General features: G+C 62.4%; 10 protein-coding genes. 2 read left to right on the top strand and 8 right to left on the bottom strand.

Features of this window, described 5'->3' with window-relative positions; genetic code table 11:
- Positions 1-3: 3 nt before the first annotated feature.
- Positions 4-330: a thioredoxin gene (trxA, locus tag MRBLAR12_RS13585; protein ID WP_091248528.1), complete on the top strand. Its 327-nt coding sequence runs from the start codon at positions 4-6 to the stop codon at positions 328-330.
- 6384 nt (positions 331-6714) lie between these two features.
- Here trxA and MRBLAR12_RS13590 read toward each other — a convergent pair.
- From MRBLAR12_RS13590 to rpmH, 8 genes are all read right to left on the bottom strand, one after another.
- Positions 6715-7956, bottom strand: coding sequence for a ParB/RepB/Spo0J family partition protein (locus MRBLAR12_RS13590; protein ID WP_364746636.1), 1242 nt, complete (start codon positions 7954-7956; stop codon positions 6715-6717).
- A gap of 68 nt (positions 7957-8024) precedes the next feature.
- Positions 8025-9092, bottom strand: a complete 1068-nt coding sequence (locus tag MRBLAR12_RS13595; protein ID WP_229993523.1) for a ParA family protein — start codon at positions 9090-9092, stop codon at positions 8025-8027.
- Between the two features lie 87 nt (positions 9093-9179).
- Positions 9180-9830 (bottom strand): 16S rRNA (guanine(527)-N(7))-methyltransferase RsmG, encoded by a 651-nt coding sequence (rsmG, locus tag MRBLAR12_RS13600; RefSeq protein WP_229993522.1) that lies wholly within the window; start codon positions 9828-9830, stop codon positions 9180-9182.
- A gap of 16 nt (positions 9831-9846) precedes the next feature.
- Positions 9847-10449: a protein jag gene (locus MRBLAR12_RS13605; RefSeq protein ID WP_229993521.1), complete on the bottom strand. Its 603-nt coding sequence runs from the start codon at positions 10447-10449 to the stop codon at positions 9847-9849.
- Positions 10449-11429, bottom strand: a complete 981-nt coding sequence (gene yidC / locus MRBLAR12_RS13610) for a membrane protein insertase YidC (RefSeq protein WP_229993520.1) — start codon at positions 11427-11429, stop codon at positions 10449-10451. Before yidC ends, MRBLAR12_RS13605 begins: the two co-directional genes overlap by 1 nt.
- 16 nt (positions 11430-11445) lie before the next feature.
- The gene (gene yidD, locus MRBLAR12_RS13615; protein WP_229993519.1) at positions 11446-11841 is read right to left on the bottom strand and encodes a membrane protein insertion efficiency factor YidD; all 396 of its coding nucleotides are present in this window, start codon (positions 11839-11841) and stop codon (positions 11446-11448) included.
- Positions 11834-12244: a ribonuclease P protein component gene (gene rnpA, locus MRBLAR12_RS13620; protein ID WP_364746640.1), complete on the bottom strand. Its 411-nt coding sequence runs from the start codon at positions 12242-12244 to the stop codon at positions 11834-11836. The genes yidD and rnpA overlap by 8 nt, the downstream gene beginning before the upstream one ends.
- Positions 12245-12285: 41 nt before the next feature.
- On the bottom strand, positions 12286-12423 hold the full coding sequence (rpmH, locus tag MRBLAR12_RS13625; protein ID WP_003800212.1) for a 50S ribosomal protein L34: 138 nt from the start codon (positions 12421-12423) through the stop codon (positions 12286-12288).
- 462 nt (positions 12424-12885) lie between these two features.
- Between rpmH and dnaA the strand changes: the two genes are divergently transcribed.
- Positions 12886-14307, top strand: a complete 1422-nt coding sequence (gene dnaA / locus MRBLAR12_RS13630; protein WP_018775671.1) for a chromosomal replication initiator protein DnaA — start codon at positions 12886-12888, stop codon at positions 14305-14307.
- The last annotated feature ends 288 nt before the right edge of the window (positions 14308-14595 follow it).

The raw sequence follows: 14595 nt of genomic DNA on the forward strand, positions 1-14595 counted from the left end.
GTTATGAGCAACGCAAAAGACGTAACGGACGCCAGCTTCAGCACTGATGTACTGGCCTCCGACAAGCCGGTCATCGTCGATTTCTGGGCCGAATGGTGCGGCCCCTGCCGCAAGCTGGGACCGATTCTTGACGAGATTTCGGTCGAATACAGCGAGAAGGTTGATGTGGTCAAGGTGAATGTTGACGACAACCCGGCCATCGCAGCCGAGTACGGCATCACCTCCATCCCGGCCGTCTACCTGTTCCAGGGCGGCGAGGTCAAGAGCACCGTTATCGGTGCCCGGCCCAAGCAGTTCTTTGAGAAGGAATTTGCGGACGTCCTGTCCTAGGCACACTAAAAGTGGCCCCCGCCTTCTGGCGGGGGCCACTTTTTTTGTTGTGGTCCAGGGTTCACAGAGGGGGAGGGGGGACTGACAGAGGGTGGTAGGGGCTGCCCGGGTCACGGCGACGTCTTTCGAACTGATAAGGCAAGTTTCAGGGGTTGCCCGCTGATGCAATTTTCTCTCGGCTGGCCACTCTCGCTGTATTTCTCGATTCCCGCCCCGGAAGGGACGCTTCCGCCTGCTGTCGGGGGCGCTCCAATGCGCGAAAAGTACTGTAGCGACGGTTTACCGGTGCACCGGTTGTCGCGTTCACATAATGCCCATGTTTCACGTGAAACATGAGGATCAGAACGCTCATGCGCGCTTCTGCGGTCCATGCCAGCCGTTCTGCGGCCACGAGAAGTTTCCGGGAAACCGGCCTCCCTCTTGCCGCTGCGGCTATGGTACTAGTCGTGGCTAACCGCAGCCTTCACTGTCGCCGGACATTTATGGTGACTTGGTGACCCGAGGGGTCGCTAGCGCGCCGCACCCGGCCGGTTTCACGTGAAACATTGAATCCGGGTGGGGGTTCCAGATCGCCGGGCTTTAGGCGAAGTGGTGCTGGCGGGATGCGATGCCCTATTGCGCAACTCACACAGTCAGCGCCTTGAATGGCCTATGAGTGGCAGGTTGGGGCGTCATCAAAGGGTCCTGACTGCATTCCGCGCGGGCATTTTGACTGAATCCCGCCCTGCACAGCAACGGGTCAAAGTTTGGACGCTGGGGAGGCTATTCCGCCACTGCCGGGATACGTGATTTTCCCCCGCGGCTCCTCCACAGAACCGAGAGCCAAGCTAGTGGCGAAAGCAGTCTGGTAGGCGCTGACGTGCCGACCCCTGAAATTCACGAGAGCAGCCGTTCCAATCCCTGGCGTCATCTAGCTCTACGTTTGGTTCCCGGTCATTCTTGGCGGCCGCCAATCACACGCAGGCCTCGGACCCGTCCACCTGAGCGCTGCCCAAGCGTGGAATCGGGCGGGTAGGCCGCCGTCATGGTGTTTCACGTGAAACCGAACCTACGCTGGGCATCGACGACGGCCGAAAAATGGCGATCCGACAGTGGACTCTCGGATATTCCTTTGGATACGGCGCTGACTTCCCCTTTACCGTTCACCAGGGGGCCCAAACAGTGACGTCTAAGTGTTGCCCCTCCCGGCCTGCGTCGTCATCCATAGCGTCCTTGAGCACCGACCGCGGCGAGGCAGCAACTACACAGGCGGAGGGTCGCCGCGGCATAGGGCCTAGCCTGTCACTCCCTGCAGTATCGTTCGGCTGACTGCGGGCCCAATTCCGTTCATGTCCCACGCTCCATCTCAATCCCCACGTAGGCCCCAACGGGACCTGGCCCAGCTCCAGCATCGCCAGGTTTCACGTGAAACATGGCAACGGATTGCGCGCTATCCGAGGGGATGCCGTAACCAGGGCAATATGGTTCCTGACGGGGGATGGAACCCCTTCCAGCTCCCACCAGCCGCGCGACCCATCGGCAGGTCTGATTGGAAAGCGTAACCGAGCAGACTCCCGTCATCGGGTGAGCTGGATAGACTCCATAACAACCCGGCATGGCAGCCCACAGGCAACTGTCCGAGAGCCTAAGAACTTGCTCGACAGGCGGAGGGCGTGCTGCTGGGGCCGGCCCCACACGGTCAATCGCGGTTCGACTGCACGCGGTCCGGCGGGGGAGAAGGCCAACAGGATCTCCAAGGCACACTGATATCTCGATGGCTCATGTTGTCTGATTTATGGCACGCGCCCAACCCCGGCGGTCGAATTCCGGGTTGGGTCGTCAGTAGGCCACGGCAAGAGGTCTCCACGTTCAGTCCACGGCAGGCGCATAGAAGACAACTCAACGACCTATTGAAGGCAAGGGACGGAGCCCCCTGCCACTGGCAATGGCTGGCCACCCCGAGTACGGCGACGATATTTCTCGCCGCGCCGGGTCCGCAATCGGCTCCCGCTCCTGGCGGATCCCGTCAGCCGGCCTATGAAGACTCCCGATTATTCGCCGTCTTGCCCCAGCCAGTGATCCCTCGTACCGGCGGTCCAGCAACGGGCAGGCTCAGACATTCGTCCGTACGTCGCCGCCTCGTCTAAGTCACATTGCAGTCTCCGGTCCGTACGTCGCAGCTCGCCCAACGCCTGCTGAACCGGGCTGCCCATCTCCGGCCAGGCTCCATCGAGAGCTCCCCTCAAGCCCTTGGCGACGCTCCAACTACCCGGGCTAGTGGCAACCCGCACCACCTTGTCTGCTGAAGAGGGGACCGGTAGGCAGTGGTTCTGTTCCCGCCGATTGTCCGCAGACTATTCACGCGGGGGACAGGAGGGAATGCGCGTTCTCCCGAACCGCAGGTTCGTGTCAGTGCGCTACTAGTCGTATTGTTGTAGCGGTCGGCAGGTGGGCAACGTCCCCTTCGCTTCCGGATCTCCTGGAGCTACCGACTGTAGTCACTGCCGCCTCCCGCGGAAGGAGATCCTCGATCCCTCCGTGTCCTTGAGCTTTTCGACAGTGCTCTGACGACACCGCCTTGAGGACCCACCGTCACAGTATCCGCCATCTAAGCGGCTGTCCGCGTCGACAAATAGAGGTCAAAAGCACTCCCGATTCATGCGCGCCCAGCACGTGCACTGGCCCGCAGGAACCGTCGCGTCCGCGATATCCACCGCGTTCTCCACAGAAGTTATTCACACAGTTATCCACAGGCCCTGAGAGATTATTCACACCCACGTACTGACGCTCCGAGAAGCGTCGCTAGGTTCTCAGGCCATGACCTATTGACCGGCTACTCGCGGTGCCTTGGTTCTGCCGCGAAGAATCATTCAAGCCCTGGGGATCCGGACGGAAAAAGAAGCCAAGTACCCTGAAAAATTAACCCTAGAGCGGAGATTTAATACATCTTCACCAATGCTTCCGGCCCCGTTCCCGCCGTGAATGATCATGTTTCACGTGAAACGGATCACGAGCATCCATCAAAGCATCAAGGCATACGGTACGACCGCAGCTGGTGTCCCATTCAGCCGCTCCCACGGAGCTTCAGTCCGAAACTAATCCACAAAGTTATCCACAGCAATATCCACTGCTCTATCCACCGTTCTATCCACCGGGCACTGGCCGGAACCAGTAGCCATGGACGGCTCCGAGAGCGCTCCTCCTGACACCGTTCAGCTGCCGCACCGCAGCGCCTGGAAGGGGTGTCCCTCACCTCGCAGGAAACCAATGCTGTTGGCCGAACCACGTCACTTCGAACGACCAGACCATTCACCCACATACACCACCCACCACTTAGGGCAGAGCGTCCAGCGCGTGCACGAATGTTGAGAAGCACCCGGGGAGCGCCGCCGCTCCCCGTCTGATCACCCGGCTTCGGCAATTCGCCATGGGGCCAAGTCGAATTATCATCTTGCGCGGACCGGCTGCCGCGGACCGGGTCTACGGCGACGGCACGTCGTCGACACGTGGGGCCTGAAAGCGAGGACGACCGCCGGGGTTAGTGGAGCCGATCCGTTCACGCACTTGTCACTCGGAGGTCCTCGTCTCCCACCCGCCGCCGTTTGGACGGCTCATGGAAGCTGCCTGATGGTCGACCGCGTGGCGGCCGGCCGCTCGTATTGCGTCGGAGCCAAACGTGTTCCGGCCGAGCCGCACGTCGATATGTCGGAAAGTCCCGGGCCGACCGAGCCTCATGTCCATGGGTCGGGAAGTCCTGGGACGGGCGAGTGGCCGGACTTCCGAACGGCATGAGCCGGCGCAGACCAACGCTCAACTCACTGGCTCAGGTGCCGAAGGTGAACAGGCCATCCGGGACGCCGACGGTCATTACGCTGGAACCCCGGCGGGTCGCGACCCTCGTCGGGTGCCGGCGCAAAGAGTGGGCCGGAGCCTACAGCGTACGGGGATCGCACGGCGCATGGATTGTGATCCGCAGATTGAAGTTCCGATTCGTCTACCCTGACCACGGCTAACCGCTACGAACGCGCAAGCACAGGGGACTCGTCCATCTGAACGTGAAGACGCTGGGGCGCATCCCCGACCGTGGCAGCTGGCGGACTCATCACCTCGGGCGATCCCGCCCAGACCGACGCTGCTGCAGGCGAGACCGTCCAATATTCTGAATCGACAGGGCACTGACGCGTCCTCCGGATACGATTCGCCGGCATTCCGTATCGGGAGCCCCACGCACCGCGGCTCCTGGCAGCAGGGGCTCCCGAGGCCTGCCGGGAGTGAGGGTGGCTGGCGTCCCGTGACGGATCAATGTCGCTGCACTCTCGTATAGTCCGTAATGACAGGCTGACGGGCACGGCATACTCTGCGAACTCGGTGGGGGAGCCGGGTACCCGCGTGCCACGGTGCCGGAGTACGGCCCGGAGTACGACGCCCGGCGTGCGGCGTCCGGGGTGCCTGGGTACCGCCGCGCCACGGTGCCGGCGTACGGCGCCCGGGGTGCCGGCGTGCCGCGGTGCCGGAATACGGCGTCCCGGGGTGCCGCGGTGCCGGAATACGGCGCCCGGGGTGCCGGCGTGCCGAGGTGCCGAGGTGCCGAGGTGCCGGGGTGCCGGGGTGCCGGGGTGCCGCAGCAAGCTGACATGCGCGGCCCGAACGGTTACTGGAGGAGGGGATGGGATCACGGGCATGCTGTCGAATACGGTAAGGCCAGCGAGTAGGGACCCGGAGGGCTTGGAACTCCGTGATGCCAGGCAATTCTGTCCAGCATCCCAAGAGGAGTGCTCCGTCGCATCGCTGCGAGGTCGGGTACTCCTGCGGCGTCGGCGCCACATCAACTCCATATCGAGGCCCACGTTGCGGCCCACAGGCCGCCAAGGAGCCCAAGCCCAACAGGCCAATCCCGCCGCTCCGCCTTCACGAAACAGTGCCGCTCGGCCCTGGGTCCCGGGACCGTCGGCGGTGGACGGAGCGCGTCGAAAACATAGGCCACGCCACATCGCCGGGGAACCCATGCTCAGGGACTTTGTGGCAGCGACATTGCCTGATCAAAGCGTGACATTCGAATCTCCGCGGTTGCCTTCCAGAGGACGCCTCAACGACTAGACATCGGAATCAGAGGGTACAGGCACTCTTTCGAATTCCCGCGAAAGCAGGAAGACCCCAACCCACGATAAACCGACCGATCGGAACTTCAGCGGCACGCCAGCCCGCTCTGCATTCATTCGACTATTGCCCCCCATGCAGCGCTGCAACGGGACCCGACACTGCTTTCAAGGCCGCCACAACAGGCTGCACGTCCACAGTTCGCGCAGCGAGGTACGTTGCCGCCGAACTCGAAAGTCGTCAGCTCTTACCGTGGGCTAACGGCGGACCCGGGAGCTGGCCATGCCTCGAAGGCTGTTCCTGCCTGCTGCTGGTGGCGAAGATGGAGCGATGTGATCGACTGCCCGCACCACCATCCGGGCCGGACGCGGAGGCCGGGAGTTTGAACAACCAGGGATGGACACCTTCCTTTGGGCGGCTCAACCTTCGATATTCAGCCCGCGGACATCTCGTGGATCATCTCCAGGAGGTCGACCCCCCGGCCCAGGGCCACCCCCGATTCCCAGCTCTATTGCAGTCGCACGGCCCCGTTGAACTCGCACCGTCGGAATGCCGAGTCCCCGGCGATGTTGACCGCCGGGGCGACGGACGTCCGGTCTTCGAGCCGGTACTAACGCCCCATCCGCTCTGATCGGCTATCGTCCATCGTCCACTGCCTGGCCTACGGGATAGGCCTGAGGGCTCGGTGAGTGCTGTGGCATGGATTTGCTGGCCCTGTTTCACGTGAAACATTGATCCGCAGCTCCGGAACAGGTTCTCCTATGGGCACAGAAAGGGACGGTAATGGCGGCTTCGGAGAGACGTGGTCGCGGCGGCATGGACTCTGCAGGGTCATTAGGAACGCACGAGATCCGTTCAGCGACTCCAAGAGCCCCGCGGCATACCTCCCCGCTCACGCCCCGTACGGCGATGTGTTACCCATTTCGCGGACGCCGGCACAAGGTCTGGACCGTACACTGCGCATTCCGCGTGCACCTACGCTGAGAACCAACAGTATTCATCAGGCCAGTTCACTATTCCGGCGGTAGGGGCGAATGCCGCCTTACCCGCGGTGAAGCGCCCCAAAGACTCCGCCCCAAAGACTCCGCCACTAAACACGGTGACGTACCGCTCCCACGACCCGAGCCCTCAATCCGCGGCCGGCCCAGGCCCGGCCCCGGGCCCGGCCGAAGGATAGTGGAATCCCACCCGGCAGTAATCCCCGGCACGAGCAGCGCCGGCATTTGCAAAGGGCACCGGCATCGACAAAAAAGGAGGGTCTGTTTCACGTGAAACAGACCCTCCGGGAAACGCTCAGCGAGAGGCGACCTAGCTGGACGCTCCAGGCGTCAGGACGTCCATGATGCGGTTCAGGTCCTCGACGCTCGCGAACTCAATGCTGACGCGACCCTTACGGGCACCGAGCGAAATCTTGACGTTGGTATCAAGGCGGTCAGACAGCGACGACGCCAGGTAGTCCAGCCGTTCGTGGCGGGCTCCGGGGCGCGGGATGTTGTTCTTGGCCGGCGAGGCGGGGCTCTGGTACAAGGTGACGGCTTCTTCGGTCGCCCGGACCGACATGCCCTCCGACACAATTTTCTGCGCCAGTCGTTCCATGGCCGCGGCGTCCGGGAGTGCCAGCAACGCACGGGCGTGACCTGCCGAGATAACGTTTGCGGCAACCCGCCGCTGGACCAGCGGGGGAAGCTTCAGCAGCCGCAGGGTGTTGGACACCTGGGGCCTCGAACGGCCTATCCTGTCCGCCAGCTGCTCGTGGGTAGTTCCGAAGTCCTCGAGGAGCTGCTGGTAGGCCGCAGCCTCTTCAAGCGGATTCAGCTGGCTACGGTGCAGGTTCTCCAGCAGCGCATCGCGAAGGAGGTCGTCATCGGTGGTGTCACGGACAATCGCGGGGATAGTTTCCAGGCCCGCGGCCTGTACTGCACGCCACCGCCGTTCACCCATGACGAGCTCGTAGGGTTCGCCACCCTCTTCGGTTGAGGTACGGACCACAATTGGCTGGAGGACGCCGATTTCCCGTACGGAGTGCACCAGCTCCGCCATGTCGTCCTCATCGAAGACCGAGCGGGGCTGTTTGCGGTTGGGATGGATATCAGTGACCGGAATTTCGGCAAACCTGACACCGGGCACCTCTACAAGCTCAACCGATCGCTCATCGCCCTGCTCCGAGGTGGACTCGAAGGCCAACTGCTCGCCGGCGTCGGCCGCGGCCGGCTTGGCAGCAGCAGGCGAGGACTTCGGCAGAGCCGTCTTCCGGGCGGGAGTTTTCTTGGACCCAGAGCCGGCAGCGCCGGCAGCTGCGTCGACGTCGGCAGCTGCGCTGGCATCAGTGCCGGCAGCTCCGGTCTTGGCGGGGGCGGACTCCGGCGCCTTGGCCTGGGCGGCGTTGACGTCCGGGACCGAGTCGGCGTCGGAAATCTTTTTTCGGGCTTCGGGAAAGAAGAGGTCCACGGGCCGGGATGGGGCAGCGCCGTTTCCGGAGGCGTTAGCCGCGGCGGAACTTGGAATGAGTGCGCCAAGTCCACGGCCGAGGCCGCGTCGCTTATCGCTCATGGATAAATCCCTCCAGTGGAAGAGCCGGGATTCACCTGGCTCTGGCTAGTGCAATTCTTGAAAAGATTCTAACGTTCCGCGATTTCCGCTGCGGCTTCCAGGTAGGACAGGGCGCCGCTGGAAGAGGGATCATACGTCATGACAGTTTGCTGGTAGCTCGGTGCTTCGGAAATACGCACCGACCTCGGCACCACGGCACCGAGCACCTGCTTCGGGAAGTGCTCCCGGACCTCGGCTGCCACTTGGGCAGCGAGATTGGTGCGGCCGTCATACATGGTCAGCAGAATTGTGGAGACAACCAGATCGGCGTTCAGGTGCTTCTGAATCATCTCGATGTTCTTCAGGAGCTGGCTGAGGCCTTCAAGGGCGTAGTACTCGCACTGGATCGGGATGAGGACTTCGCTGGCCGCACAGAAGGCATTGACTGTCAGCAGTCCGAGGCTGGGCGGGCAGTCAATGAAGATGTAGTCCAGCCGATCCTCGCCATTCTTGGCGCGCTCCTTGGAGTACACATCGATGGCGCGGCGCAGCCGCTGCTCGCGGGCCACCAGGCTGACGAGTTCAATCTCGGCGCCGGCAAGGTGGATGGTGGCGGGCGCACAGATCAGGTTATCGATGTCGGGGCACGGGGCCACAACGTCCTTCAGCGGGACATCGTTAATCAGGACATCGTAGATGCTGTCGACGTCGGCGTGGTGCTCGATTCCCAGGGCTGTGGAGGCGTTGCCCTGCGGATCGATGTCGATCACGAGCACTTTCAGGCCTGCCGCCGCCAGCGCGGCGGCGATATTGACGGTCGTCGTCGTTTTGCCGACGCCGCCCTTCTGGTTGGAAACGGTGAAGACCCGGGTTTTTTCCGGTTTGGGCAGTTGCCGGCCGAGCAGCCGTTCGCGGCGCTTGTTCTCATGCGCGAGTTCCCGGGCGATGGGGCTGGAATCGTCGATGGAGTCCAGCACGTTCCCGGTGTGCGGAAGAGAGGTTTCACGTGAAACACCGGCCATCCCGACAGCCTTGGCAACCGAAGCCGTGTGATTTCCGGAGTAGTCAAAAGCTACTGCAGGAGCCGTAAACGCCCGTGCGGACCCCAGGGACACAAACGGCGGGATCCGCTGTGTGGAAGCTTCGCTACTGCTCACTATGACACGCTCACTCTCATTCGGCTTTTACTGCCGGTTACTAGCCTAACCTCTTCCCCTCAGACTCCCCGGGCACCGGGGCCGGTGCTAGGTAATCTTTTGAGGCTTGTTCACTACGATTCGCACAACAGTGGTGGGTTCCTCGAGCAGGTCCTCGCCCACCACCACCACGGACGTCTTAGTGCCGCCCAGCTTGCGAATAATCTTGGCCGCCTTTTCGATTTCTTCGCCGGCGCTGCGTCCCTTAATGGCAACGACTTCGCCCTTGCCGGCCAGGAGCGGAATGGTCAGTCCGGCGAGATTGGACAACGCGGATACCGCGCGGGCCGTAACGACGTCGGCGTTCACGAGTCCCACTGCGAGTTCCGCGCGGGTGCGCATGATCGTGACGTTCTCGAGGCCAAGGTCATCCACCACCTCCTGGAGCCAGATGACGCGGCGCTCCAACGGTTCGATCAGCGTCAGCTCCAGGTCCGGCCGGGCGATGGCCAGGCACAGGCCGGGTAGGCCGGCGCCGCTGCCGACGTCGGCGACATGGCTTCCGTGGGCAATCTGGCTCTCGATGACGGCGCAGTTGAGCACGTGCCGGCTCCACAGCCGGGGCACTTCCCGGGGCCCGATCAGGCCCCGTTCGGTCCCGGACGTCGCCAGGTGCTCGACGTAGCGCGTCGCCAGTTCCAGGCGGTCACCGAAGATGGACTCTGCTGCCTTGAGTTCATGGGCGGTAATTTCAACCATCAAGCTAGTCAACGGTTCAGTCTGCGGAGACAACGATGTGCCGGTCGGCGCCTTCGCCTTCGGACTCGCTGACGAGCCCCAAATCGGCGACGGCGTCGTGCACGATCTTGCGCTCGTAGGCGCTCATCGGAGCCAGGGCAACGGCCTCGCCGGAATCCTTGACCGCGGCGACGGCGTCTTCAGCGATCTTCTGCAGGTCGCCGGCACGCTCCGCACGGTACCCGTTGATATCCAGGACCAGGCGGGACCGGTTCTCCGTCGCGGAGAGCACGGCGAGCCGCGTCAGTTCCTGGAGCGCCTCAAGGACTTCGCCGTCACGGCCCACAAGGCTTTCCAGCCCGGCCGATTCTTCTTCGGCGACGATCGAGATATACGTGCGACCGTTGCGGACCTCGATGTCGATGTCGCCATCGATGTCCGCGATGTCCAGCAGCTCCTCAAGGTAGTCCGCAGCGACGTCGCCTTCTTCTTCGAGGCGGCTTGCGGAAACACTCTTGCCGGTGCCGGCCTGTGCTCCCTGGGCGTCGTCCTGCGACGAGTCCTGGGCCGCATCCTGGGCGTCGTCCCGGTCCTCGTCAAACTCGGCGGAAATAGCGTGTTCGGTGCTCTCGGCAGACATTACTTCCTCTTCCTGTTCTTACGTTGCGGCTGGACGCGCTGGGTCTTGGCTTCCACGGCGGCCGCGGCGGAGGCCTCGGCTGCCTCGGCGTCGACCTTCTTGCCGCCCAGGAGGGGCAGTGCGGGCAGGCCCTTGGCTGCCCGGCGCTCGGCGAGAGCCTTGGCGGCGGGGGAACCCGGCGTAGGCATCCGGCGGATCACGAAGAACTGCTGCCCCATGGTCCAAAGGTTCGTGGTGGTCCAGTAGATCAGGACGCCGATGGGGAAGTTGATGCCACCCACACCGAAGACGACCGGCAGGATGTAGAGCATCATTTTCTGCTGGCGCATGAACGGGCTCGCCAGGGCCTCTTCGGACATGTTCTTGGCCATGATCTGCTTCTGCGTGATGAACTGCGAGGCCGTCATGGCCAGGATCATCACGATGGAGAGGACCCACACCGCAACGACGTTGCCGCCCTCGGGGGTGCCGTGGAGCAGCGTCGCGGAGAGCGGGGCACCGAAAATGGTCGACTGATCGAACTGCACGACCTGTTCGTGGCTCATCGCCCCGATGCTCTTCCCGCTGGTGGCCGCGGCCGTAATGCCGGAGAGGACCTGGAAGAGGGCAAAGAAGAAGGGCATCTGGATCAGCATGGGCAAGCAGGCAGAGAACGGGTTGGTGCCGTGCTTCTTGTACAGGGCCATCTGTTCCTGCGCCATGGCCTGGCGGGACAGCTGGTCGGTCTTGCCCTTGTACTTGTCCTGCAGCTTCTTCAGATCCGGCTGCAGCAGCTGCATGCCTCGCTGGGCCTTGATCTGCTTGACGAACACGGGAATCAGGGCGGCACGGATCACCAGCACCAGCCCGATGATGGACAGGGTCCACGTCCAGCCACTGGCAGCGGGCATGCCGATGGCGCTCAGGCCATCGTGGAAGACCACCATGATGGCTGAGACCAGCCACTTGAACGGAAACATGATTGTTTCAAAGAAGTCCATACGATATCCCTATTCGTTAGGCCGCAGAGCGGCCTTCTCCATCAGTCTGAGCAGCCAGGTACTTGTCCGGATTGTTCAGCACAACAATTGTGGGGGTGCGGTCTGCGGGCCACTCGCATTTGCCGGCGGGGACATGGTCCACGCCACCGGCGTTCCAGGGATGGCAGCGCGACAGGCGCCTCGCCGCCAGCCAGCTTCCTTTCACCGCGCCGTGGACCGTAATCGCCTCAAGGGCATAGGCCGAGCAGCTGGGAAAGAAGCGGCAAACCTGGCCGTACAGCGGTGAGATCACCTTGCGGTACGCCTGAAGCAACAGAATGAGGACATTGCGGGGCAAGTTCCAGACTGCCCGGCCCAACCATGCTGCTGCGGATTTTGCAGGAGGGACGACGGCGGCAGTTGAGTTACGCACGCGGGGTCCCTTCCTGTGTCGTCTTGTAAGAACCTGGTGAAGCAGCCTCTGGAAGGCGATTGCCCAGCCGTTTCATGGTCGTCTCCAAAGCGGCGTCATAGTCGGCGAGCAGCTGGTCCCAGCTGGCCCCCGCCGCAGCGGGCAGTGCCCGGACCACGATGGCGAACCCGCTGCCGTATTTCTGCAACGACAATGCACCGGCTTCTCTCAGTCTCCTCTTAACGAGGTTCCTGACAACAGCGTTCCCGACACTCTTGGAAACGATGAATCCGATCCGGCTTGGTTCATCGGCAGCGAGAGCTGCCGTATATAACACTACGTTCCGGCGTCCATTGCGGACACCGGAACGTACAGTTGTTGAAAAATCGGTTGATGTCCGCAGACGGTTCCTGGTGGCTAGCACCGTTCAACTCGCACAGGGATGTAGACCGACGAGTCAGTTATTTAGGCCGACAGTTCGGTGCGGCCCTTGCCACGACGGGCTGCCAGGATGGCACGGCCGGCACGGGTACGCATACGAAGGCGGAAGCCGTGCTTCTTGGCTCGACGGCGGTTATTCGGCTGAAAAGTCCGCTTGCTCACGTTAGTTACTCCAGTGGATCAAAGGTGCGCCCACCCGATCAAGGGGAAGAACTGGCCGACGCTAAGTTTTGGATGTGCCGCTTCCCTCGTAACTCGCACGACGCGGGGCGTCGGGAAAGATTCAGATGAGGCGAAAAGCGTACACATGGGACTTCACAACGTTAGGGCTTGCCGACCTCCCGAGTCAAACCGGGGGTTGCTTCTCAACCTTTCCCCAGCTGTGGCTAACCCGTCCGTCAGCCTGTGGATGAGCCCGGTCACAGGCCCCTTTTGAGAACCACAACGGTGTAATTATCCACAGGACTGAACCCAGCTATCTTCTAGCGTTTTGATCCCCTACAGTGTCTCAGTAACCCCTTATCCACGGACTGTGCATAACCCTGTGGATTGAGCCGGCCGGTGGACAGCTCCGGACCGCGTGGATGCACGTAATGCAGGCCAGCAAGTTTGAGGAACTGATTGATGACAGTAGACGAAGCCAACCAAGCCAACACTGTCGGAAGTTCCTGGCGGCGGGTTGTGAGCCTCCTGGAGAACGACCACCGTGTCTCTCCCCGGCAGCGCGGCTTCGTCATCCTGGCCCAGGCCCAGGGCCTGATCGGTTCCACCCTTCTGGTGGCCGTCCCCAACGAGCTCACCCGCGAAGTGCTGCAGACCCAGGTCAAGGAAGCCCTCGACGACGCCCTCCGCAGCGTGTTTTCCGACGAAATCCGCTGCGCGATCGACGTCGACACTGACCTGGTGCCCCTGCACACAGAGCCCGAACCCGCCGTCGAACTTTCCCTGGCCGCTGACCCGACCGTGGAGTTAAAGCCGCAGCCGATGCTGCCGAGCACCTCGCACGAATTCGGCCGCCTCAACCCGAAGTACGTCTTCGACACGTTCGTGATCGGTTCCTCCAACCGGTTCGCCCACGCAGCCGCCGTGGCTGTGGCGGAGGCGCCGGCGAAGGCCTACAACCCGCTGTTCATCTACGGCGACTCCGGCCTCGGCAAAACCCACCTGCTTCACGCGATCGGCCACTATGCGCGCCGGCTCTACAGCGGGATCCGGGTCCGCTACGTCAATTCCGAGGAATTCACCAACGACTTCATCAACTCCATCCGCGACGACGAAGGCACCAGCTTCAAGACCACGTACCGCAACGTGGACGTGCTGCTGATCGACGACATCCAGTTCCTGGCCGGCAAGGACAGGACGCTGGAGGAGTTCTTCCACACGTTCAACGCCCTGCACAACAACAACAAGCAGGTGGTCATCACCTCGGACCAGCCGCCGAAGCTGCTCGCCGGCTTCGAGGACCGCATGAAGTCGCGCTTCGAGTGGGGCCTGCTGACCGACATCCAGCCGCCCGAACTGGAGACCCGCATCGCGATCCTCCGGAAGAAGGCGCTCAGCGAAGGCCTCTCCGCCCCGGATGATGCCCTCGAATACATCGCCTCGAAGATTTCCAGCAACATCCGCGAGCTTGAGGGTGCCCTCATCCGCGTCACGGCCTTCGCCAGCCTGAACCGGCAGCCGGTAGATGTGGCCCTGGCCGAAATGGTGCTCAAGGACCTCATCACCGACGACGGTGCCCAGGAAATCACCTCGGCCCAGATCCTCACGCAGACGGCCGACTACTTCAAGCTCAGCATGGAGGAACTCTGCAGCAAGTCGCGCACCCGCACGCTGGTGACCGCACGGCAGATTGCCATGTACCTGTGCCGGGAGCTCACGGACATGTCCCTGCCCAAGATCGGGCAGGAGTTGGGCGGCCGCGACCACACCACCGTGATCCACGCCGACCGCAAGATCCGCGAACTCATGGCTGAGCGCCGGGTCATCTACAACCAGGTGACCGAGCTGACCAACCGGATCAAGCAGCAGCAGCGTAATTCCTGAGCCCTCGGCCGGCGCACTCTTACCTTATTAACAGGGCCCTGTGGACAACCCTGTGGATACTTAAGGGGACAACCGCGGTTAATGGGCTTAAAACCCTTAAGGCGCCTGTGGATCGGCGAATCGGCCAAAAAACTTGTCCCCATCCACACCCTGTTTAAAACCTGCTCCGCCCACAGTCCATGAACAGGGCTTAACCGCGGATTCGCACGGCAGGATCGAGTTATCCACAGTTTCCACAGCAGTTATTAACACTACTAATCCCAAGAAAATGAATTTCCCTCAAACAAC

Source organism: Arthrobacter sp. LAR12-1-1.1, from assembly GCF_040676555.1.
In the GTDB taxonomy this organism is placed as follows: Bacteria; Actinomycetota; Actinomycetes; order Actinomycetales; family Micrococcaceae; genus Arthrobacter.

Coding starts and splice junctions, on each gene's coding strand:
- MRBLAR12_RS13590 (WP_364746636.1), bottom strand. CDS start 7,956: ATGAGCGATAAGCGACGCGGCCTCGGCCGTGGACTTGGCGCACTCATT.
- trxA (WP_091248528.1), top strand. CDS start 4: ATGAGCAACGCAAAAGACGTAACGGACGCCAGCTTCAGCACTGATGTA.
- dnaA (WP_018775671.1), top strand. CDS start 12,886: ATGACAGTAGACGAAGCCAACCAAGCCAACACTGTCGGAAGTTCCTGG.
- MRBLAR12_RS13605 (WP_229993521.1), bottom strand. CDS start 10,449: ATGTCTGCCGAGAGCACCGAACACGCTATTTCCGCCGAGTTTGACGAG.
- rsmG (WP_229993522.1), bottom strand. CDS start 9,830: ATGGTTGAAATTACCGCCCATGAACTCAAGGCAGCAGAGTCCATCTTC.
- yidC (WP_229993520.1), bottom strand. CDS start 11,429: ATGGACTTCTTTGAAACAATCATGTTTCCGTTCAAGTGGCTGGTCTCA.